The sequence below is a fragment of the Streptomyces sp. NRRL F-5755 genome (genome assembly GCF_001279365.1).
GTDB classification, from domain to species: domain Bacteria; phylum Actinomycetota; class Actinomycetes; order Streptomycetales; family Streptomycetaceae; genus Streptomyces; species Streptomyces rimosus.
In genome coordinates this window covers 232,566-253,468 of sequence record NZ_LGCW01000295.1, presented here as the reverse complement: position 1 = coordinate 253,468, position 20,903 = coordinate 232,566, and the positions used below count along the sequence as shown (strand labels likewise).

Genomic DNA, 20,903 nt, shown 5'->3' with positions numbered 1-20,903 from the left:
ACCTAGGCACCGCGAATTCCGGCGTCAATCACGGAATCCGGCCAGTGGCGGACCGGCCGGAAGAATCCGCGAGGGCGGCGGAATTACGCCGCCGCCGGGCCGCCGGGACGGGTACGGAGGGTGTCCGGCCGCCCGGCGGTCACCCTCCTGCCTGGGGCGAAGGGCGGCGTGCCGCGCTGCCGCCGATGACGCTCCGCCTTCGGCGCAGGCCCGTACGCGGCCCGGGCCGGCTCCGGAATTCGATGACACCGCCGGGCCGTGACGGCTTTGAGGTGAGGGGGCGGAGGGTGGTGCGCATGAATACGTCCGAATGAGCCCGCCAATTGCTGGGAGGGGCCGTGCTGGTAAGGACCAAGCAGCCGGGGGAGGCGGAAGCAAGGGAATTCAACTACCGCGAGGCGCGGCATTCTTGGCGGTCCGCCCCCCCAAGGCGGTCTGCGGGGACCGGCGTCGGCGGTCCGGCCCCCGCACGGCGAGGCCGAGCAGCCTCCCTTACGCGGACTTCCGGTAGGCCCGGAACGCCCGCGTCGCCAGGAACCCCATCACCACAACCGCCGCCGCGAGCAGGGCCAGATGTCCCTGCACCGCGATCCGGCCGGCCCCGCCGAGCAACGCCTGCCGGGCCGCGGCGACCGCCCACTCCACGGGGTTGTACGCGGCGACCTCCCGGACCCAGCCCGGCGCGAGCCCGAGATCCATGACGGCCGAGCTGAGGAACATCAGCGGCAGCGTGGTGAACTGGGAGATCGCGATCAGCGTGGCCTGCTGCCGGGTCAGCAGGGCGACGGCGTCGGACAGGGCCGAGAAGACCAGCGTCAGCAGGACCGCGGCGAGCAAGGTGGCGCCCACGCCGGCGACGCCGCCGGGGAAGCGGGCCCCGGCGAGCAGCGCGATGCCCACGATGACCAGGCTCTGGACGACGGTCTGGACCGCCTGGTGGACGAGGGTGGCGCACACCATGGCGCCGCGGCCGACGGGCGAGGTGAGCAGCCGGTCCATCACTCCGCGGTCGATGTCCTGGAGGTACGTCGTCCCCGCCCAGGCACTGGTGAACAGCGCGGTCATCATCACCACGCCCGGCGTGAGGAACTCCAGGAACCCACCGCTGCCGGAGGCGAAACCGGGCAGGTCCGCGACCGCGCGGAAGAGCTGCCCGAACAGCAGCAGCCAGATCACCGGCTGGACGAGCCCGATGACCAGGAAGGCGGGCATCCGCCACAGCGCGCGCTGCAGACGGCCGGTGAGCAGTGCGGTGTGGGTGAGGAACGCCAGCGGACGCGCGCCGGCACAGGTCGCGTACGAGGTGCTCACTTCGCCGCCTCCAGGGTCCGTGCCGCCGCCGTGCCTTCCGCGCCCTCGCCGGCGGCGTCGAAGCTGCGCCCGGCGTGCCGGAGATACACGTCGTCGAGCGAGGGGCGGGCGAGCGTCGCGGAGGTCACGGCGAACCCCGCTTCTTCGAGTGCGGCCAGTACGGCCGGGAGCGCCCTGGCACCGTCGTCGGTGCGGCCCCGTACCGTAGCCCCGTCCATGGCGATGTCGCGCAGCACCGGCACCCGTTCCAGCACCGCCCGCGCCCTGTGGTCCGCCTCGGCGAGCTCGACCAGCACCGCGTCGCCGCGCAGCTCGCTCTTCAGCTCATCGGGCGTGCCCGCGGCGACGACGCTGCCGTGGTCGACGATCGCGATGTGGTCGGCGAGCCGGTCGGTCTCGTCCAGGTAGTGGGTGGTGAGCAGTACCGTCATCCGCTCGTCGGCGGCCAGCGTGGCGATCTCGTACCACATCTCGCTCCGGGCCTGCGGGTCCAGCCCCGTCGTCGGCTCGTCCAGGAAGAGCACCTGCGGGCGGTGCATCAGCCCGAGGGCCACATCCAGCTTGCGGGCCATGCCTCCGGAGTACGTACGGACGGGCCGGTGCGCGGCGTCCGTCAGCCCGAACCGGTCGACGAGTTCTCCGGCGCGCGCCGTGGCGTCGCGGCGGGACATGCCGTGGATGCGGCCCGCGAGCAGCAGGTTCTCGGCCGCGGTCGCCATCGGGTCGGTGCCGGGCCGCTGGGCCACGACCCCGATCGCCCGGCGCACCTGGTCCGGCTCCGCCGCCACGTCGATCCCGGCGACGCGTGCCGAGCCGGAATCGGCGGCCGACAGCGTGGAGAGAATGTTCACCGCGGTCGATTTACCTGCACCGTTCGGCCCGAGGAGCCCGAATACGGTCCCCGGAGCCGCACGGAAGCTGAGCCCCCGCAACGCCCTGACCGGGGGTTTGTTCCTGCCTGCCGAGTAGGTCTTGATCAGATCGACGGCTTCCAGAGCCGTTTCCGCGTGCCGAAGCGCAACCATCGCCGCACACCTTTGTCAGAAATCCGGTGTGACTCCCACCTTCCTGGTGTCACCGGACACGAGGAGGCTGATCGGCGAGGGCGGAACCCTACGGTGAGATGTCGCGGCAGAAATTAACAGGACGTTCGAACAGCTGCAAGCGAGGCGTTCGGGCGGCCGGTGGTCATGCCGCGCGTGCGACGGGGTACTGGTGTGGCGTCCGAACGCCTACGGAACGGACGAGGGCCGCGGTGCGGCCCCGGCCGTGCGCACCAGACGAAAGACGCAGATGGAAGACCTGCTCTCCGCGGCCGTGCCCGCCCCCGCCGTCCTGCGCGACTACGCGTTCCTCGGCGACGGCGAACGGGGCGCGGTCGTCGGCCCGCAGGGCGAGGTGGTGTGGCTGTGCGCGCCGCGCTGGCACGACGACGCGGTCTTCTCCGCGCTGATCGGCGGGCCGGGTCACTACACCGTACGGCCGCAGAACGCCTGGCGGGTGCGCGGCGGCCACTACGAGGACGGCACGCTCATCCACGTCAGCCGCTGGGTCACCGACGAGGCGGTCATCGAGAGCCGGGAGGCCCTGGCCCTGCCCGCCGCCCGCGACGGCCTGGTGCTGCTGCGCCGGGTGCGTGCCGTACGGGGCGACGCCCGCGTCCACCTCGTGCTCGACCCGCGGCCGGAGTTCGGCGCCGGGGCCATGGGGGAGGGCCGCGACACGCCGGACGGCCACACCGCTGAGGGCGGCGGCCTGCATCTTCGGTTCGGCGGGATGGCCCTGAAACGCAGGCCCGGCGGTGGCCGGCAGGCTGCCTTCACCGTCCCCGAGGGGCAGGAGCGCGACCTCGTCCTGTACATCGGGCGGCGGCCACCGGACACCGCGCCGGAGCCGCGGCGGCTGTGGCGGGAGACGGAAGCGGCGTGGCGCGAGGCCGTACCCCGCTGCCTCGACACCGCGGCGCCCCGCGACGCCCGCCACGCCTATGCCGTACTGCACGGCCTGACCAGCAGCTCCGGCGGCATGGTCGCCGCAGCCACCACCTCCCTGCCCGAGCGCGCCGAGGCCGGACGCAACTACGACTACCGCTACACCTGGATCCGCGACCAGTGCTACGCCGGGCTCGCGGTGGCCGCCCACGGCCCGTACCCGCTGCTGGACCAGGCCGTACGGTTCGTGAGCGCACGTCTGCTGGAGGACGGCGACCGGCTCCGCCCCGCCTACACCGTGGACGGCGCCCCGGTCGTCGAGGAACGCCCGCTGCCCCTGGTCGGCTATCCGGGTGGCAGCGACTTCGTCGGCAACCGCGCGGGCCGGCAGTTCCAGCTCGACACGTACGGAGAAGCGCTGCAACTGTTCGCCGCGGCGGCCCGGCACGACCGGCTGGACCGGGACGGGCAGCGGGCGGCGGAGGTGGCGGTGCGGTGCGTCGAGCAGCACTGGCGGCAGGCCGACGCCGGGATCTGGGAGCTGGAGAAGCGCTGGTGGACGCATTCGCGGCTGAGCATCGTGGCGGGGCTGCGCGCCCTGGCCGACAGCGTTCCGGGCCCGGCGGCGCGCAGCCGGAGCGCGCTGGCCGACGCCGTCGAGGCGGAGACACGGCGGCGCTGCCTGCGGCCCGACGGCGTATGGCGGCGCGCGGAGGACGACGCGGGCGCCGAGGGCGCCCTGCTGCTGCCGCTGGCCCGCGGCTGCCTGCGCCCGGACGACCCCAGTACGCACCGCACCCGGCATTTCATCGAGGAGCGGCTCGCCCACGACGGCTACCTCTACCGGTTCCGCCACGACGACCGGCCGCTGGGCGAGGCCGAGGGCGCGTTCCTGCTCTGCGGGTTCATGATGGCGCTGGCCGCGCACGCAGGGGGCGACCGGATCGGCGCCTTCCGCTGGTTCGAACGGACCCGCAGCGCCTGCGGCACACCGGGCCTGTTCGCCGAGGAGTACGACGTGGAGCAGCGCCAGCTGCGCGGCAACCTGCCCCAGGCGTTCGTGCACGCCCTGCTCCTCGAAGCGGGCGCCCGCCTGAACGGGCCGGAACCCGCCTGAGCGCAACCCCGGCCCGGGCGCGCCCGTCCACCGGACGGCGTAACGACTGCCGGTCGAACGGAACAGATGCGGCAAAGAGGGTAGAGCTCGCGTGGCGCGGTACCCGGTGGGAAGCGGAATCCGGCGGGGAACCGTCGTCGTACGTCAGGAAGCAGGAGGACGCCTCGTGGACAAGGGACCGGACGCAGGCCGCCGCACGCTCGCGCCGGGAGGAGCGAAGGACCAGGACGACGGCGCGGACCCGGCCGGGCTGGCGGACGCGCTGCGCCGGCGCGTGGACGGCGAGGTCCGTTTCGACGCCGGCAGCCGCGGCGCGTACGCAACCGACGGGTCGAACTACCGCCAGGTGCCCATCGGCGTGGTCGTGCCGCGCACCGTGGACGCGGCCGTCGCCGCCGTCGCGGTCTGCGCCGAACACGGCGTGCCGGTGCTCTCCCGCGGCGGCGGTACGAGCCTGGCCGGGCAGTGCACCAACGCCGCCGTGGTGATCGACTGGACCAAGTACTGCCACGGCCTGGTCTCGGTCGACCCGGATGCCCGTACCTGCGTCGTCGAACCCGGCATCGTCCTGGACGAGTTGAACCGCCAACTGGGCGAGTACGGCCTGCAGTTCGGCCCGAAGCCCTCCACGCACAGCCACTGCGCCCTGGGCGGCATGATCGGCAACAACTCCTGCGGCGCGTCGGCGCAGGCGTACGGCAAGACGGTCGACAACGTGCGGCGGCTGGAGGTCCTCACCTACGACGGCGCCCGCTTCTGGGCCGGCCCCACCTCGGACGAGGAGTACGAGCGGATCGTCGCCGAGGGCGGGCGCCGCGCCGAGATCTACCGGGGACTGCGCGACCTGGCCGACCGCAACCTCGCCGAGATCCGCCGCGGCTATCCGCGCATCCCGCGCCGCGTCTCCGGATACAACCTCGACTCGCTCCTGCCGGAGAACGGCTTCGACCTCGCCCGCGCCCTCGTCGGCAGCGAAGGCACCCTCGTCACCGTGCTGCACGCCGAACTGGAACTGGTGCCGGTTCCCGAGTACGAGGCGCTGCTCGTGCTCGGCTACCCGGACATCGCCTCCGCCGCCGACGACGTACCGAAGGCCCTGAAGCACTGCGAGCCCAGCCAGCTCGAAGCGCTGGACGGCCGGATGGCCCAGCTCATGCGCGAGGAGAACGCCTACACCGAATCCCTCGACAACCTGCCGGCCGGGGAGAGCTGGCTGCTGATCCAGTTCGCCGGGGACTCCCGCGAGCAGGTCGACCAGCAGGCGCACGGCCTGATGAAGGCCATGGGACGCGGCGAGGACGACGACAGCGTGGCCTTCTCCGACGACCCCAAGCGCGAGCAGCGGATGCTCCGGGCCCGCGAGGCGGGGCTCGGCGTCACCGCCCGCCCGCCGGACGGACGCGACACCTGGGAGGGCTGGGAGGACTCCGCCGCACCGCCCGAGCGGCTGGGCGACTACCTGCGCGACCTCACCTCCCTCCTGCGCGAGTACGGCTACGAACACGCCACCCTCTACGGCCACTTCGGCCAGGGCTGCGTCCACACCCGTATCCCCTTCGGCCTGACCTCCGCCGACGGCGTCCGGGACTTCCGCGAGTTCCTTTTCCGGGCCGCCGAACTCGTCACCTCCTACGGCGGGTCCCTCTCCGGCGAGCACGGCGACGGGCAGTCGCGCGCCGAGCTGCTGCCGATCATGTTCGGCGACCGGCTGGTGCGGGCCTTCGGCGAGCTGAAGGCCCTCTTCGACCCCGGCCACCGGATGAACCCCGGCAAGGTGACCAGCCCTTACCGCGTCGACGAGAACCTCCGCCTGGGCTCGCACTGGCGCCCCGCGTACGACGAGACCCACTTCGGCTACCCGGAGGACGACCACGACTTCACCCGCGCCGTCCTGCGCTGCGTCGGCATCGGCAACTGCCGCAGCCACCGCGGCGGTGTGATGTGCCCCTCCTACCGCGCCACCGGCGAGGAGGAGCACTCCACCCGCGGCCGTGCCCGGCTGCTGTTCGAGATGCTCGGCGGCCACGCGGACTCGGCGGTGACCGACGGCTGGCGCAGCACCGAGGTCAAGGACGCCCTGGATCTGTGCCTGGCCTGCAAGGGCTGCAAGTCCGACTGCCCGACCGGCGTGGACATGGCCACCTACAAGGCCGAATTCCTCGCCCACCACTACAAGGGGCGGCTGCGCCCGGCCGCGCACTACGCGCTGGGCTGGCTGCCGCTGTGGGCCCTGGCCTCCCGCGCCGCGCCCCGGCTGGTCAACGCGGCCCTGCACGCCCCCGTGCTCGGCAACCTCGGCAAGCGCCTGGCGGGTGTCGCCACACGGCGCGAGGCGCCGGTCTTCGCCGAGCAGTCCTTCCTCCAGTGGTGGCGCGCCCAGGACCGGCCCGAGCCCGACCCCGCCGACCCCCGCACCGTCGTCCTGTGGCCGGACACCTTCAGCACGTACTTCCACCCGAACATCGCCCGGTCGGCCGTCCGCGTCCTGGAGGACGCCGGGTTCCGGGTGACGGTGCCCACCGAAGCCGTGTGCTGCGGGCTGACCTGGATCTCCACCGGCCAACTCGACACCGCCAAACGCACCCTGCGCCGCACCACCCGCATCCTGCGGCCGTGGCTCGAAGCCGGTACGCCCATCGTCGGCCTGGAACCGTCGTGCACCGCCGTCTTCCGCGCCGACGCCCCCGACCTGCTGCCGCACGACACCGACGTGCAGCGCCTGGCCGACCAGTTCCACACCCTCGCGGAACTGCTGGTGCGCCGCGCCCCCGACTGGCAGCCGCCCCAACTGGCCCGCGCCGCCACCGTACAGACGCACTGCCACCAGCACGCCGTCATGAAGACCGACCCCGACCGGGAGCTGATGCGCCGCGCCGGGATCGACGCCGACGTGCTGGACGAGGGCTGCTGCGGCCTGGCCGGCAACTTCGGCTTCGAGAAGGACCACTACGACGTGTCCATGGCCGTCGCCGAACAGGGCGTGCTGCCCGCCGTACGCGACACCGCCCCCAGCGCCCTGGTCATCTCCGACGGCTTCAGCTGCCGCACCCAGATCGAGCAGTCCGGCACCGGACGGCGGGCCCTGCACCTGGCCGAGGCGCTCGCCCTCGGCCTGGACGGCGCCGCGCCCGCCCACCATCCCGAACGCAAGGTTCCGCGGCCCGGTGTGCGCACCCGCGACGCCCGGATGATCACCGCGGCGGCCGTGACCGCGGCGGCGGCGCTCGGCTGCGGGGCGGTGGCTCTCGCCCGGCGCCGCGCCTGAGCGACGGCCGCCCCGGGCGGTCAGTCGGTGCGGTGTACGAACACGTCGGCAGCCGCGTTGGTGTCACCCGGCACGAGGTCGGCGGCTTCGGAGGTGAAGGCCACCGCCTCGCCGCCCCCGGTGACCGAACCCGGGATGGCCCGTGCGGCCGGGCCGACGGCGGTACGTACGCCGGTACGCACGTCCAGCAGCGTCAGCCGGTCCTCCTCGGACAGCAGCACCTTCTGCCCGTCCCCGCTGACCGCCACCGCCGAGACTCCGGCCGGCGCGAGCCGTACGGTGGTGCCGGTCCGCAGGTCGCGGAGGTAGGCGTGCCGGCCCGGTTCGGTGGTACCGGGGACCAGGTTGCCGGACGCGGAATCGAAGAGCACGTAACGGCCGTCCCGGCTCATCCCCGCCAGCCGGCTCCGCCGGTCGTCCTGCACCCCGTCCAGCGGTACGTCCACCTGCCGCACGGTCCCGTCGGCCCGGTCCTTGACGAAGATGTCGTACGCGCCGCTGCGCGGGCCGGTGGCGAAGGCCAGCAGCCGCCCGTCACCGCTGAGCAGGCCCGTGCTGACGGACGGCCGGCCCGTCGGTGTCTGCTGCGGGTCGATCTGCTCGTCGGTGCCGTTCGTCAGATCCCGGACGAACAGCCGGGCGGGCCGGCTCGGGTTGCGGCTGCCGACCGTGACGGCGGCGAAGCGGCCGTCCGCGCTCAGCGAGTCGACGCTGCTCAGCTCGGAGCCGTTGGCCTGGGTGATCCGGCCGGTGACCCGGTCGTAGACGTAGGCCGAGGCATAGCGGCTGCCCGACCCGTAGCCGACGTACCGGCCGTCGTCGCTGATTGCCGTGTAGCTGCCGCCGTACGTCCTGGCGCCGGGCACCCGGGTGACCTGCCCGGATGCCAAATCCTTGACCAACAGGGCGCGGTAGGCGTCGGCGCCCAGATTGGGCGCGGCCGACCAGAAGGCGACATACCGTCCGTCCGCACTGATCGACGCCCCGTCGGACAGGCCGTCGGCCTGGGCCCCGTCCGAGGTGGTGCTCACCCGCTCCGTGCTTGCGGCACCGGCCGCGCCCGCCGTGTCCACCACGGGACGGGCCTGTGCCGCGCCCGGCAGCAGGACGGCGGCACAGGCCGAGGTCACGACCGCGGCAGCGGCCACCCGCGTCAGGCGGGACGTACGCCCCGCGCGTAAGAGCCGTCTCATGGTCACCCTTCGAAGAGGAGGTCACGTCCGCCCGCGCACACGGGACCCGCCCATCAAAGAGGCGCCGGACGCCCCGGGCAATCAGCCGATTTCCGTACAACCAAGAGATGCCGTGAAGCGTCCGGCGGCGCCGGCGCGGACCATGCGCTCAGCCCGCGCGCTGCCGCTGCCGCTCGTCGTCGGGGTGCGTGGTGCGGTGCTCTTCGTCCTGGACGAGCAGGGAGAGCAGCGACGCGACGGTCAGGCCGGCTTCGGCGGGGTGGCGCAGCACCTTGCTGGGGTCGATCTCGTAGATGTTGCTGCGGCCCTCGCGGGTGTGCGACAGATAGCCGTCGCGCTCCAGATCGGAAATGATCTTCTGAACGGCGCGTTCGGTCAGCCTGCAGCGTGCGGCGATGTCGCGGATACGGGCGTTGTGGTTGTCCGCGATGACCGCCAGCACCCGGGCGTGGTTGGTCACGAACGTCCACCCCGTGTGCGGCTCGGGAACCCCGTTCTGCGACTCGGACAGTCCATCCATGCCGTCAGTCTAGCGACCTCTTGTTCACGTGTCCCGATGCACGTACAGCGTTTCGTGTATTAGTTGACGTGTGTCTCTCGATCGGCAAGCCTGGAGGGACACGGTCCAGCCGATGACGGGAAGGGAAGGCCATGCCGGAAGCTGCGCCCTGGGCGTCTCCTCCCCCCGAGGCCGCCACCGGGGCCGACGGGAACAGCGGCCCGTCGGTCCCGTACCCGCCTCGCTTGTCGCGGCTCGACGCCTTCCCGGACAGTGGCCGGACCGGGGTGGCCGTACAAGGTGAACTGGACCTGAACGCCTGCGAGGAGATCGAACACGACCTGCGCGAGGCCCTGAGCCGGTCGGCCCGGGGCCTCGACCTCCACCTCGGCGCGGTCCCGTTCTTCGACTGCGGCGGCCTGAACATGCTGCTGCGTCTGCGTGTGCGGGCCCTCGCGCAGGGCAAGGCCGTGGTCATCCGCTCCAGCAGCCGCGCGGTCGAAAGGCTGCTGGACCTGACCGGAACCCGGAAGTTCTTCATCTCCTCGGAGCCGTACGGGCGGCCCGCGCCGCCTTCCGCCACCGACGGCGCGGTCCCGCACCAGGAGCTCCGAAGGGACGTGCACGAGGGCTCCCGGCAGGACGCGCACGAGGACTCTCACCAGGACGTGCAGCAGGACGTGCAGCAGGACTCCCACCAGGAGTCGCCCACGGAAGTCGCCCAGCTGCGCCGCGCCATGCGGACCCGCCCGGTCATCGACCTGGCCCGCGGAATACTGATGGCCACCTTCACCCTGAGCCCCGACGCGGCCTGGGCCGTGCTGGTCACCGCCTCCCAGAACACCAACACCAAGCTGCACTTCCTGGCCCGGGAACTGGTGGACAGTGTGCATGGGGGCGCGCTGCCGGAGGCGGTACAGGAGCAGTTGGCGGCCGCGGTGGCCAAGGCCAGGGCGACTCCCTCACGCGCGGCCACCGGCGAATAGCCGCGGCCGGCGGACGGCCGGAAAAAGCCGGGCCGCCCCTGTCACGTTTCGCCGCCGCGAAGTGTCCCGATGGGCAGGCGAAGAGAAAGGCGGGGCGATGTCGGTTCGTCACGATGGGGCGGGGGCGGGGCATGGCTGGGGACGCTGAGGGTCCTGCGCATGCCGGTGACGTGTTCACCGGGCACCGCGGACTCCTGTTCACCATCGCCTACGAGATGCTGGGCAGCGCCACCGACGCCGAGGACGTGCTGCAGGAGAGCTACCTGCGGTGGAGCGCGGTCGACCCGGCCACGGTCCGGCACCCGCGCGCCTACCTGGTGCGTACCGTGACCCGCCAGGCCCTCAACCACCTGCGCGCGGCCCGGGCGCGGCGCGAGGACTACGTGGGCGCCTGGCTGCCCGAGCCGATCCGTACCGCTCCCGAGGCGAGCGACGACGTGCTCCTGGCCGAGTCGGTGTCGATGGCCATGCTGCTCGTCCTGGAAACGCTGAATCCGACCGAACGCGCCGTGTTCGTCCTGCACGACGTGTTCGGCTACCCCCACGGCGAGATCGCCGAGTCGGTCGGCAAGAGCGAGGCCACCGTCCGGCAGACCGCCCACCGCGCCCGCCGCCACGTCCACGCGCGGCGCCGCCGTTTCGAACCGGATTCCGGCGCCGCCCGGGAGATCGTACGGCGATTCCTGGACGCGGCGGCGACCGGCGACGTACAGGTGCTGATGGACCTGCTGGCGCCCGATGTCGTGCAGATCTCCGACGGCGGCGGAAAGGTGATCGCCGCGCGCCGCCCGGTCGTCGGCCGCGACGAGGTCGCCCGGTTCGTCCTCCGCGTCGCCCGTACGAGCCTCACGGCGACCCGCATCGAGCCTGCCACCTACAACGGCATGCCCGGGGCCCGGTTCCTGACCGACGGTGCGCTCGACTGGCTGCTGACGGTCGAGATCCACGACGGCCGGATCACCGGCCTCTACGTCATCCGCAACCCCGACAAACTGCACCGCGCCGACACGGTGCGCCCTCTCGACAGGAAAGGACCCCGGCCGTGGAAACCGTGACCGTGGAACGCGTCATCCCCGCCCCGGTGGACGAGGTGTTCGCCTGGCTCACCACAACCACCCACTACACACGTTCACCCCTGGCGCTCCGCTGCCGCCTGACCCGCCACGGCGAGGGCGCGCCCTACGGGGTCGGCGCCGTGCGCAGCCACCTCTGGCTGATCGGCTGGTTCCGCGAGCGGATCACCCGGTACGACCCGCCGTACGCCACCGAGTACGTCGTCGAACGCAGCCTGCCGCCGTCCCGTCACGAACTCGGCCGGATGACGTTCACCGCAACCGGCGACGGAACCCACGTCCGCTGGACCACCCGAGCCGAAGTGCGTCTCCCCCTGCTCGGCGCCCCATTGACCCGCCTCCTCATGAGGCCGGTCCTCATCCGCACTTTCGGCAACATCCTCGCCACGGCCGAGGCTGCGCTGACCCGGGATCAGTCGGGCAGCGCGGTGAACTCGTAGCCGTTGCGCAGCAGCGGACCCTCGGATTCGTCGGAGGCGCTCATGGTGTCGTGGGTGACCGAGTAGGTGAATGTCTGCGGGTTCCGCTTCATGGAGAGCAGATACCCCTCTCCCTTCATGATGTCCGGGGAACAGGTGCGTTGGCTGAGACGGGTGGGCTCCCACATGGTCAGTGTGTCGCCCTCGAAGACGGCCTTGCTGGTGAAGTCGTTGCAGCCCAGGTTCCCGATGACCGTCCCGTCCTCGTGGAAAATGAAATACGCGCTCTTCGGCAGGTCCGGACCGTAGCTGTCGCCCACGCTCAGCCTGGGCACCTGCCAGCGCCGGCCGTAGAACCCCTCGGGCTGCTGGAGTTTGATCGCCACGTAGTCGCCCTGCTGGTTCTTCAGGTCCAGCGTGAGGTTGTCCACCCGATAGGCGATCGTCAGCGGACCGTTGAAGACTTTCCGCAACCGCTCCGCGAAGGCGCGGTTCTTCGCCGGGCACCCGCCGTCCTCCGTCGCCTGCGTCCACTCCCCACCCAGGGTCAGCGCACTGTCGGTCACGGTCGTGGACCTGCGGAAGGGCGCACAGCCGTCGTTGCCCTTGACCGTGTTGTCGTAGTCGAACGCCATCCAGGAGGCGGCGTGTGGCGGCGCGCTGATCTCCCGGCCGTCGACGGTGACCCACTGGACCATCCAGCGTGCCCCCATCAGCACCCCGCCTTGTCCGCCCGGCCCCTTCTTGGTGGGCGAGGCCGAAGCCGGCTTGCCCTCGGCGGCCTTCCCGCCGTCGCTTCCCGTCTGTGACGGGCCGCATCCGGTGACGGTGAGCAGGGCGGCGAGCAGGGCGCCGGCGGCGGCGCCGGCTCGTTGTATGCGCATGGTCGTACAAACGTCCGAGGCCGCTGCCCGGTTCCGATGATCTCAAGAAGTCACGTGTGCAACCTTTTCGCCGCATCGATGGTCTCGTATGAGGCGCAAGTATGTGCGAGTACACGCGTGTGCACGCACGGACGCCTGCGTCCCGCGCCTCGGCGTACGAGCCGAAGCGTGAGCCACCGCACGACAATCGACGAGCGTGCCGTCCCGACGGAACGGCACGTGGGACCCGAAAGGTCTGCTGGATGAAGATTCGCCGCGCCCTGACGGCCGCCGCAGCGGCTGCCGTGATAGCGCCCGCCGCCGTACTGACCGCGCCCACCGCCGCGTTCGCGACCGGAGCGGCCGCAATGGAGACCGGTTCCGGTACGACGGGTTCCGGTACCACGGGTTCCGCCGGGACCGCGGGTGGCGGAGCGGAGGGTTCCGGGGAGAGCGGCGGCAAGGGCGGCACCTCGGACGAGGCGCAGCGCCCCGGTCAGGCCGGTGACACCGGCGGGACGTCCCAGAACGGCGGCGGAACGGCGTCGTCCGGAGGCACCGGGAAGGGCGGCACGGGTGGTACGGGGTCGGCCGGCTCCGCCGGTTCGACGGGCACGGGCGGCTCGACTGCCGGTAATGGCGGTACGACCGCCGGTACGGGCGGTTCCGCCGGTACGGGAGGTACGGACAACGGCGCGGGCACGGCCACCGGCGGGGGCAGCACCTCCGGTGACACCGAAGGCCGGACCTGCGACTTCGAGTCCGACCAGCTGCGGGTGACGGTCAACGGCCTGCCGTCCCAGCTGGTGGCGGGCGGCTCCTGGACCACGTTCACCATGCGGCTCACCAACACCACCGGCAAGACGCTGACCGAGGTGCAGCCGTACCTGTACGTGTCCTCGGCCGAGGATGTCGACCGGCCGTACTGGGAGCTGGACACCGAGTACCGCGACCGTAGGACGGGGGAGTGGAAGACGTTCCATGACGCCTCGCCCCAGAGCCTGTTCGGCTCCTTCCCGGTCGGCCCGCACAGTGTCGTCACGCTGACGCTGCGCACCCGCGTGGTCAAGGACGCCAAGCCCGGCACCGGGTACGTGCTCGCGGCGGGCGACTTCCGCAACCGCGACGGCTCCTGTGGTTCGGCCAAGGAGGAGTGGTACGACTTCACCATCCTGCCCGTCGGCGGGAAGCCGACGCCGACGGACAAGCCGGGCAAGCCCGGTAAGCCGGGCGAGGGTACGGCCGAGCCGACCGCCTCGGCCGAGCCCAGCGCGAGTGCCACGCCCGGTGGCGCCGCGGGTGGTTCGGGGTCGGGCGGCGGTCTCGCGGCGCAGGGCGGCGGCCACCTCGCCGCGACCGGTTCGTCCTCCGCGCTGCCGACGATCGCCCTGGCCGGTGCCGCCGCGGTCGCCGTGGGCGCGGGCGCGGTCTTCGCCGTACGCCGCCGCAAGCCCGCGACGGGCACCGGTCGGACGGACGCCACCGCATAAGCGATTGCCGCCGATCACCTCATTCCTCCCCGCCGGCCGAGCTGCGAGCCGGGTTCCGAGTGGAGCCCCGGGGCACGCTCCGAGCCGGATTTCGAGCCGGGCTTCGAGAAAGAAGTTTTCATGAAACTGCGTCGCACCCTGTCCGTCTCGGCCGTGACGGCCGCCCTGATCCCGCTGGCGGTGGCCGCCGCCCCGGCCTCCCAGGCGGCTCCCGCCCCCGCGATGCCGACGTGTTACGACGTCGACACCGCCTACGGGCAATACCACAACAACTTCTTCGCCGGGCGGTCCTTCGGCGCGCCCGACACCGTTCGCCTCGGAAACACGTGGCACGCCTTCACCGCCACACTTACCAACGTCTCGAAGAAGGAGCTGAACTCCTTCAGCCTGCGGGCCAGGGTGGACAGCAACGTCTACAACGAGGGCGAGCACGGCCTGAGCCCTTATGCCGACCTCCAGTACTGGGATACCGCGAAGCGCGAGTGGAAGACCCTGCGCCAGGGCGACGCCGCCACGGGCAGCATCCCCGGGCCCGCCACGCTCAAGCCGCGCGAGTCCGTGCACGTACAGCTGCGGTTCCGGGTGCGCGAGGGACTTTCGCACGACCAGACGTACGACTCCTTCGTCTACCTCTACGGAACGTTCGTCGACCGGTACCGGGGCATCGACTGCACGACGACCGGTCTCACCGGGGCCAACTTCAACCTCCGCTGGAAGTAAGGCCGCACACCGCGGGAAGCGAGGCCGACCGCCGGCCATGCCGGACGTTACATGTCCGGTATGACCGGCCGTCCGGTCAGTCCCACCGGAATTCCCAGTGCCCGGCGCCGACGATGCTTTCGGCGTAGGCGGACAGGGTGCCGGAGCCCTGCCACACGAGATCCGGGCAGAAGGCGAAATGTTCCGCGGCGACGAGGAGCGCTTCCTCCGCGGATATCGGCGGTGCGGCAACGCTGAGGTAAAGGGTGGCGAACCCGACCGCCACCACGCGCGCGCCGAACCGCCGCTCCCAGTCCCGTACGACCGCGGAATACTTGGCGGTGTCGTTGTCGTAATTGGCGGGGCCGCTCCAGCCGACGGCGGTGAGAGCGTCGGCGCCCCGGCCCGCGGCGACGAGCCCCAGACGTATGTACGGCCTGCGGGCGGCGAAGCCCCCGGCGAACTCGGCGGCCACTTCGTCGGGATGCCGTACGGGCTCCCGGCCCGGCGCGAGACCGGGCCACTCCTCCTCCGCGTACTTGTCCCACCAGGCGCAGAGGAGTGCGGCCGGATCATGGGCCTGGGGCGAGGACATGTCTTCCGGATACAGCTCGCCCGTTGCCCAGGGCCGGAACTCGCCCTCGTCGTCCGGACGGAGCGGTTCGAGCAGCAGAGGCCACAGCCCGGAGCCGGCGTGCTCCTCGCGCAGGCGCGTCCACAGCTCGGCGGCCCCGGACACGGCGTCGTCGCTCAGCCACAGGGCCGGTATGTCACCGCCGCCCTCGGCGGTGACCGTCCGGCCAGGTGGGAGCACGACATCACGGGGCAAGCACAGTTCAACGTTCACGCTGTGCATGCTAGGGCCGGGGTCTGACAACGCCCGGGGAGCGGCTTCCCGTACGAACAGCGGCCCGCCCATCGCACGCCAGAGGCGGGCGATTGCCTGCCCGTCCCACTCGCCGCGCATCACGGAATCCGTGCGTTCAAACCGGCCCGTGCCACAACTCGGGAGCGTGTGCATCACACCGCGCTTTCGCCACAGGAATTCACGCCCCCGGCGTACCACACGCCACCGCGAGCACATCATTGTGATGATGCGTTCAGCACTCTTACGGTTGCGGCGCGGCATCAACCGCTCGCGGGAGCGAAGGCGCAAATGCTTTCGCATGGCGTCGGTCCGGTCCCGCGGTCCGCGTTATCCCTTCAGGGAAAAGGAGTGCGACCATGACGTACGAGCGCCCCACACTCACCAGGGCCGGCGGCTTCCGCAAGGTGACGGGTGTCAAGAACACCGGCCCCAAGGACGTTCTCGGCGGCAAGCAGCTCCTCTGACGCGATCGGTGCGGAGCCGCTGAGCGGACCCGCACAGAGCCGCGGGCCGGGCCGGCCTCCGCGCCGGCCCGGCCCGCGGCCGACCGGGCCCGCCCGCCGATGCCCCTCCCGCTACCGACGTCACTTCGACCGAAGGCCGTAGCCGTGGAAGAGTCCCTGTCATTGTCGGCCCTGACCAGCTGGTTCGTCGTCCTGCCCGACACCGGCGCGGCCACCGCGGTTGCCGCGAAGGCACTTTCCCACGCGACGCACAGCCTGCGTCATGCTTCCGGCAGGCCCTGGCTGGTGGGCCGGTGGACCGACGGGTCGGCCGTCGTGGGGGTGCACGGCAGGACCCGCGTCGCCGTGATCGGGGAGCATTCCGTCACCCCCCGGGAAGCCCGGCGCGCCGCCGCGGCGGCAGCCACCGCGTCGCTGACGGCCCTGGACCGGCACAGCAGCACATGGGCGGGCAGCTTCCACCTCGTGGCCAGTTCAGGCGGGCAGGTCCGGGTGCAGGGCGGAGTCGTCGATCTGCGGCGGGTGTTCCACGCCGAGGCCACGCCTGCGGTGTCCGCCCGGGTGAGCGTCGCGGCCGACCGGGCCGACGTGCTGGCCGAACTGGTCGGTGCGGGGCTGGACGAACGCCGTATCGCCCTGGAACTGCTCACCTTGGGCGTACCGCACCCGCTGTCGGGAGCACCGCAGTGGCGCGGCGTCCACGCGCTGCGCGGCGGCCACTGCCTGACGCTCGATGCCGGCGGACGAGCACGGCCACGCCGGTGGTGGTCACCGCCCGATCCCGACGTCCCGCTGACGGAAGGGGCCGTGCGCCTGAGCGAGGCGCTGACCGCCGCCGTCGACGTACGCACGCGGGGACGTGATCTGGTGACGACGGATCTGGGCGGCCTGGACTCGACCGCCGTGTGCTGCGCCGCGGCACGCGGGGAGGCGAAGGTCGTCGCGTACACCGCCGCCCTCCACGACGAACTCGGTGACGATGTGCACTGGGCGCGGCAGACCGTCCGGGCCCTGGGGTCGGTCGAGCATCACGTCGTACCCGCCCGGGACACGGCCCTGACCTTCGACGGTATCGATACGCTCCAGGACATTCTGGATACGCCCAGCATGCTCACGGTCGACCGCAACCGCCGCATGCACCTCCTGGGCCGTGCGGCCGGCCGGGGGTCCGGACTGCACCTGACCGGGCTGGGCGGCGACGAACTCCTGGCCGGAACGCCTGCCCGGCTGCACGCCTCGATATCCGCCCACCCCTTCCACACCCTGCGGGACCTGCGCGGATACGCCGCCAAGTACCAGTGGCCCCGGCGCAAGGTGCTGGGCCAGCTCCTGGACCGCCGCTCCTACCGGTCCTGGATCGCCCGGGTCGCCCGTGACCTGACGGAGCCGGCGGCCGCCGCGGACGAACCGCTGCTCGACTGGTCCGTACCGCCCCGGATGCCGCCCTGGGCCACGCCCGAGGCCGTCGCGGCGGCGCGCGAGCTGCTGTCCGCCTGCCTGCCGGACGCCGAGCCGCGGGGCAGGGGCCACGGCGAACACCGGGAACTGGCCGCGATGGACGGTATCTCGCAGTGGACCCGGCACATCGGGCAGATGGCGGCACCCCTGGGGATCACCGTGGCGGCTCCGTACTACGACGATCGGGTCATCGAAGCCTGCCTCGCGGTCCGGACACCGGAGCGGATCACCCCTTGGCGGTACAAACCGCTGATCGTCGAGGCCATGCGCGGCATCGTGCCCGAAGCCGTCCGCACGCGCGACACCAAGGCCAACGCCACCTTCGAGGAAGAGACCGGGCTGCGGCGCCACCGCGCCCGGCTGCTGGCGCTCTGCGAGGAATCCCGGCTGGGCCGGCTCGGCCTGGTCGACGTGGACGTCCTGCGGGAATGGTGCCGCCGCTCGCTGTCCGCGGAGACGGAGAGCTACCTGCTGCACCCGACCGTGGCCTGTGAAGTGTGGCTGCGCTCCCGCGAGATGACCCCGGCACCGCCCGGCCCCTGACCGAACAGGAGAGGTGACGGCGATGTACGCACTGAAACCCGGTGTTCTGCTCACCGAGACCGAGTACGGCATGGCGCTGCTCGACCAGAAGAGCGCCGAGTACTGGACCCTCAACCCCACGGCGGCAGTCGTCCTCCAGACCTTGCTGGACGGCCGCGGCATCGACCAGGCGGTGGAGGAACTGACCGGACACTACGAGGGCGTCGACACCGACGTGGCCACTCAGGACGTCACCCGCATCATCGACGACCTGCGCTCCGCGGGCCTCATCGCACCGTAGCCACCGCACCGGGCACTCACCTGGCCCCAGGGAAGAGGTACGCAATGTCGACGCCGGAAGCGGTCCCCTACCGCCCTCGCTCCATCCCCTTGGCCCGCCGCCTCACGGCCCGGGCGGCGGTGGGCTGCGCCCATGTACTGGCCACGCTGCCGCCCGGCCGTATCCGCGTCGTCCTGGGCTGGTTGCGGCGCGGGGCGGAGCCCGCCACACTCGCCGAGGCCGCCCGCGCCCGGCAGACGGTCCTCGCGGTGAGCCTGGCCGCCGGAGGGAGCAAGGGATGCCTGCCCCGGTCCCTGGCCACGGTGCTGCTGTGCCGTCTTCACGGGCAGTGGCCCGCCTGGTGCGTAGGAGTCCGCGCCCGCCCGCCGTTCGCCGCGCACGCCTGGGTGGAAGCGGAGGGGGAACTCGTCGGCGAGAACGTACCGGCCTCCTACTTCCAGCGCTTCTTCACCGTGGAGTGAGGCCGTGACCTCGGCGCCCCCGACCGAAGCCCGCCGCACCGACGGCCCGGCGCACCCGGCGGAACAGCCGGCCGGCCTCGCCGGCCGCGGCTCCGCGTGGTCCGGCCTCCGGGCCCTCGCCGGCCACCTCCGGCCACAGCGCGGACGCATGCTCGCCGGTGTCGCGCTCGGCCTGCTGGGCAGCGTCCTGGGGCTGGCCCAGCCGCTGGCGGCCAAGCACGTTATGGACATCATCGGCCACGGGCAGCCGACCGTCGGCCCCGTGGTCGTCCTCAGCACGCTGGTGGTGGCCGGCGGACTGCTCGCGGGCCTCGGCCACTATGTGCTCGACCGCTCCGCCGAATCCGTCGTCTGCACTGTCCGGCGCAGGCTGACCCACCTGCTTCCGCGCCTGCGCGTACCGGTGATCGAACACACCGAGCCGGGCGATCTGATCGCCCGCGTCACCTCCGACACCGTACTGCTGCGACGCACCGCCCCCCAGGCCGTGTCGGCCGCGGTCACCGGCACTCTGATCACGGTGGCTACCGTCGTGATGATGGGGCTGCTGGACGCCGTCCTGCTCGGCGTCACCCTCACCGTGATCGCGTTCGTCGGCCTCGTCGTCACCGTGGTGACGCCGCACATCGGCCGGGCCACCCGGCACACGCAGGAAGCCGTCGGCCGCATGGGAGCCGGGCTCGAACGGACGCTGGGCGCGCTGCGCACCGTCAAGGCGGCGGGCGCCGAACAGCACGAGACCGCGGCACTGCACCGTGCGGCCGAACACGCCCGCCGTACGGGCGTCCGCGCCGCCGCGTGGGAGGCGGTGTCCGCGACCCTGTCGGCCGTCGTCCTCCAGATCTGCTTCCTGGTCGTGCTCGGAGTGGGCGGTGCGCGCGTGACCTCCGGCTCCATCGGCGTCTCCACGCTCGTCGCCTTCCTGCTCTACCTCTTCGCCCTCACCCCCAGGATCGGTCAACTGGTCGAAGGAGTCGGCCAGTTGCAGATCGGGGCAGCCGCGGCCGTACGTATCCGGGGGGCCGAGACGCTGGAGATCGAGGCGCTGGGGGGCGGGGAAGCGGAGGGCGGGGCAGCGGGGTTCGAGGGAGAGGGGTTCGAGGGAGCGGAGGGTGCGCAGGGGCGTGGCGACGAGGCCGCCGCGGCCCCGGAGCGGCCTCCCGGCTCTCATGAAGGGCGCCGGCACCCCGCCACCGTGGCCTTCCAGCAGGTGCGCTTCGCCTACCGGCCGGGTCTCCCCGCGGTGCACCGCCATGTCTCCTTCGCCGTTCCCGCCGGAGGCGTGACGGCGATCGTCGGGCCGTCCGGCGCGGGCAAGACCACCGTCTTCGCCCTCATCGAGCGTTTCTACGAGCCGGACGCCGGCCGCGTACTGCTCGACGGCAGGGACATCCGCCGATGGCCGCTCGCCGAGCTCCGGGCCGCCATCGGCTACGTCGAACAGGACCCGACCGTCCTCGCCGGAACCTTGCGCGACAACCTGACGCTGGGCGCGGCCGACGCCACCGACGAGCAGATCGCCCACGTCCTGCGCCTGGCCCGGCTCGACACCGTGACGGGCTGTCTGCCGCACGGTCTGGACACCCAGGTCGGCCACCGCGGCAGCCGGCTGTCCGGCGGCGAACGGCAGCGGGTGGCGATCGCCCGGGCCCTGCTCCGGCGGCCCCGGCTGCTCCTCCTCGACGAGGCCACCTCTCAGCTCGACGCGGCCAACGAGGCCGCCCTGCGCGAGACCGTCACCGACACCGCACGCCGTACCACCGTCCTGGTCGTCGCGCACCGCCTGTCCACCGTGACCACCGCCGACCGCATCCTGGTCATGGAAGCCGGCCGGGTACGGGCACGGGGAACCCACGCCGAACTGATGGCACAGGACTCCCTGTACGCCGAGTTGGCGAGTACGCAGCTGATCGCCGTCCGCCGGTGCCGCGGACCTTCGGCTCCGGTCCCGGAGGGCTGATCCCCGCTCCGGAGAGGCGGGAA

Annotated in this window: 18 protein-coding genes; 12 read left to right on the top strand and 6 right to left on the bottom strand. The window is 72.3% G+C overall.

The annotated features are described in order from the left end of the window. Window positions 1-492: 492 nt before the first annotated feature. Together ADK86_RS32280 and ADK86_RS32275 are read right to left on the bottom strand one after the other, a co-directional pair. Window positions 493-1,311, bottom strand: a complete 819-nt coding sequence (locus tag ADK86_RS32280) for an ABC transporter permease (protein WP_053699772.1) — start codon at window positions 1,309-1,311, stop codon at window positions 493-495. Further along, the gene (locus ADK86_RS32275) at window positions 1,308-2,336 is read right to left on the bottom strand and encodes an ATP-binding cassette domain-containing protein (RefSeq protein ID WP_053699771.1); all 1,029 of its coding nucleotides are present in this window, start codon (window positions 2,334-2,336) and stop codon (window positions 1,308-1,310) included. Before ADK86_RS32275 ends, ADK86_RS32280 begins: the two co-directional genes overlap by 4 nt. 268 nt (window positions 2,337-2,604) lie before the next feature. Between ADK86_RS32275 and ADK86_RS32270 the strand changes: the two genes are divergently transcribed. Both ADK86_RS32270 and ADK86_RS32265 read left to right on the top strand, forming a co-directional pair. Continuing rightward, a complete protein-coding gene (locus tag ADK86_RS32270) occupies window positions 2,605-4,359 on the top strand; it encodes a glycoside hydrolase family 15 protein (protein WP_053699770.1) in 1,755 nt (584 codons plus the stop codon). A gap of 250 nt (window positions 4,360-4,609) precedes the next feature. Further along, on the top strand, window positions 4,610-7,624 hold the full coding sequence (locus ADK86_RS32265) for an FAD-binding and (Fe-S)-binding domain-containing protein (protein WP_053699859.1): 3,015 nt from the start codon (window positions 4,610-4,612) through the stop codon (window positions 7,622-7,624). Window positions 7,625-7,644: 20 nt separating this feature from the next. On the opposite strand, the gene ADK86_RS32260 is transcribed toward ADK86_RS32265, so the two are convergent. Together ADK86_RS32260 and ADK86_RS32255 are read right to left on the bottom strand one after the other, a co-directional pair. Further along, entirely contained in the window at window positions 7,645-8,817 is a 1,173-nt protein-coding gene (locus tag ADK86_RS32260; RefSeq protein WP_159394010.1) for a hypothetical protein, read from the bottom strand. 148 nt (window positions 8,818-8,965) lie between these two features. Then, entirely contained in the window at window positions 8,966-9,337 is a 372-nt protein-coding gene (locus ADK86_RS32255; protein ID WP_053699768.1) for a helix-turn-helix transcriptional regulator, read from the bottom strand. 224 nt (window positions 9,338-9,561) lie between these two features. On the opposite strand from ADK86_RS32255, the gene ADK86_RS32250 reads away from it, so the two are divergent. The 3 genes from ADK86_RS32250 (at window position 9,562) to ADK86_RS32240 (ending at window position 11,815) form a co-directional block, all read left to right on the top strand. Continuing rightward, window positions 9,562-10,302, top strand: coding sequence for an ANTAR domain-containing protein (locus ADK86_RS32250; protein ID WP_063789134.1), 741 nt, complete (start codon window positions 9,562-9,564; stop codon window positions 10,300-10,302). A 215-nt stretch (window positions 10,303-10,517) separates the two neighbouring features. Continuing rightward, a complete protein-coding gene (gene sigJ, locus ADK86_RS32245; protein ID WP_234346153.1) occupies window positions 10,518-11,357 on the top strand; it encodes an RNA polymerase sigma factor SigJ in 840 nt (279 codons plus the stop codon). After that, the gene (locus ADK86_RS32240) at window positions 11,345-11,815 is read left to right on the top strand and encodes an SRPBCC family protein (RefSeq protein WP_053699765.1); all 471 of its coding nucleotides are present in this window, start codon (window positions 11,345-11,347) and stop codon (window positions 11,813-11,815) included. The genes sigJ and ADK86_RS32240 overlap by 13 nt, the downstream gene beginning before the upstream one ends. On the opposite strand, the gene ADK86_RS32235 is transcribed toward ADK86_RS32240, so the two are convergent. Beyond that, complete coding sequence (locus tag ADK86_RS32235) at window positions 11,788-12,678, bottom strand: META domain-containing protein (protein WP_053699764.1); 891 nt, start codon at window positions 12,676-12,678, stop codon at window positions 11,788-11,790. The two genes, ADK86_RS32240 and ADK86_RS32235, sit on opposite strands and share 28 nt — an antisense overlap. A gap of 242 nt (window positions 12,679-12,920) precedes the next feature. On the opposite strand from ADK86_RS32235, the gene ADK86_RS32230 reads away from it, so the two are divergent. Beyond that, on the top strand, window positions 12,921-14,147 hold the full coding sequence (locus tag ADK86_RS32230) for an LPXTG cell wall anchor domain-containing protein (RefSeq protein ID WP_053699763.1): 1,227 nt from the start codon (window positions 12,921-12,923) through the stop codon (window positions 14,145-14,147). Between the two features lie 120 nt (window positions 14,148-14,267). Continuing rightward, a complete protein-coding gene (locus tag ADK86_RS32225) occupies window positions 14,268-14,867 on the top strand; it encodes a hypothetical protein (RefSeq protein ID WP_053699762.1) in 600 nt (199 codons plus the stop codon). A gap of 76 nt (window positions 14,868-14,943) precedes the next feature. Here ADK86_RS32225 and ADK86_RS32220 read toward each other — a convergent pair whose 3' ends face one another. Then, window positions 14,944-15,693: a DUF4253 domain-containing protein gene (locus ADK86_RS32220; protein ID WP_234346145.1), complete on the bottom strand. Its 750-nt coding sequence runs from the start codon at window positions 15,691-15,693 to the stop codon at window positions 14,944-14,946. 377 nt (window positions 15,694-16,070) lie between these two features. Here ADK86_RS32220 and ADK86_RS42710 point away from each other — a divergent pair, with 377 nt between their 5' ends. From ADK86_RS42710 to ADK86_RS32200, 5 genes are all read left to right on the top strand, one after another. Then, window positions 16,071-16,178 (top strand): keywimysin-related RiPP, encoded by a 108-nt coding sequence (locus tag ADK86_RS42710; RefSeq protein ID WP_106982451.1) that lies wholly within the window; start codon window positions 16,071-16,073, stop codon window positions 16,176-16,178. A gap of 144 nt (window positions 16,179-16,322) precedes the next feature. Continuing rightward, window positions 16,323-18,179 carry a lasso peptide isopeptide bond-forming cyclase gene (locus ADK86_RS32215; protein WP_053699760.1) on the top strand — a complete coding sequence of 619 codons (1,857 nt, stop codon included), beginning with the start codon at window positions 16,323-16,325 and terminating at the stop codon, window positions 18,177-18,179. 22 nt (window positions 18,180-18,201) lie between these two features. After that, window positions 18,202-18,459, top strand: a complete 258-nt coding sequence (locus tag ADK86_RS32210) for a lasso peptide biosynthesis PqqD family chaperone (RefSeq protein ID WP_030604968.1) — start codon at window positions 18,202-18,204, stop codon at window positions 18,457-18,459. Window positions 18,460-18,503: 44 nt separating this feature from the next. Beyond that, on the top strand, window positions 18,504-18,920 hold the full coding sequence (locus ADK86_RS32205) for a lasso peptide biosynthesis B2 protein (protein ID WP_053699759.1): 417 nt from the start codon (window positions 18,504-18,506) through the stop codon (window positions 18,918-18,920). A gap of 4 nt (window positions 18,921-18,924) precedes the next feature. Next, window positions 18,925-20,880 carry an ABC transporter ATP-binding protein gene (locus ADK86_RS32200; protein WP_053699758.1) on the top strand — a complete coding sequence of 652 codons (1,956 nt, stop codon included), beginning with the start codon at window positions 18,925-18,927 and terminating at the stop codon, window positions 20,878-20,880. Window positions 20,881-20,903 lie beyond the last annotated feature (23 nt).

Coding starts and splice junctions, on each gene's coding strand:
- ADK86_RS32275 (WP_053699771.1), bottom strand. CDS start 2,336: ATGGTTGCGCTTCGGCACGCGGAAACGGCTCTGGAAGCCGTCGATCTG.
- ADK86_RS32270 (WP_053699770.1), top strand. CDS start 2,605: ATGGAAGACCTGCTCTCCGCGGCCGTGCCCGCCCCCGCCGTCCTGCGC.
- ADK86_RS32260 (WP_159394010.1), bottom strand. CDS start 8,817: ATGAGACGGCTCTTACGCGCGGGGCGTACGTCCCGCCTGACGCGGGTG.
- ADK86_RS32255 (WP_053699768.1), bottom strand. CDS start 9,337: ATGGATGGACTGTCCGAGTCGCAGAACGGGGTTCCCGAGCCGCACACG.
- sigJ (WP_234346153.1), top strand. CDS start 10,518: ATGCTGGGCAGCGCCACCGACGCCGAGGACGTGCTGCAGGAGAGCTAC.
- ADK86_RS32235 (WP_053699764.1), bottom strand. CDS start 12,678: ATGCGCATACAACGAGCCGGCGCCGCCGCCGGCGCCCTGCTCGCCGCC.
- ADK86_RS32230 (WP_053699763.1), top strand. CDS start 12,921: ATGAAGATTCGCCGCGCCCTGACGGCCGCCGCAGCGGCTGCCGTGATA.
- ADK86_RS32225 (WP_053699762.1), top strand. CDS start 14,268: ATGAAACTGCGTCGCACCCTGTCCGTCTCGGCCGTGACGGCCGCCCTG.
- ADK86_RS42710 (WP_106982451.1), top strand. CDS start 16,071: ATGACGTACGAGCGCCCCACACTCACCAGGGCCGGCGGCTTCCGCAAG.
- ADK86_RS32210 (WP_030604968.1), top strand. CDS start 18,202: ATGTACGCACTGAAACCCGGTGTTCTGCTCACCGAGACCGAGTACGGC.
- ADK86_RS32205 (WP_053699759.1), top strand. CDS start 18,504: ATGTCGACGCCGGAAGCGGTCCCCTACCGCCCTCGCTCCATCCCCTTG.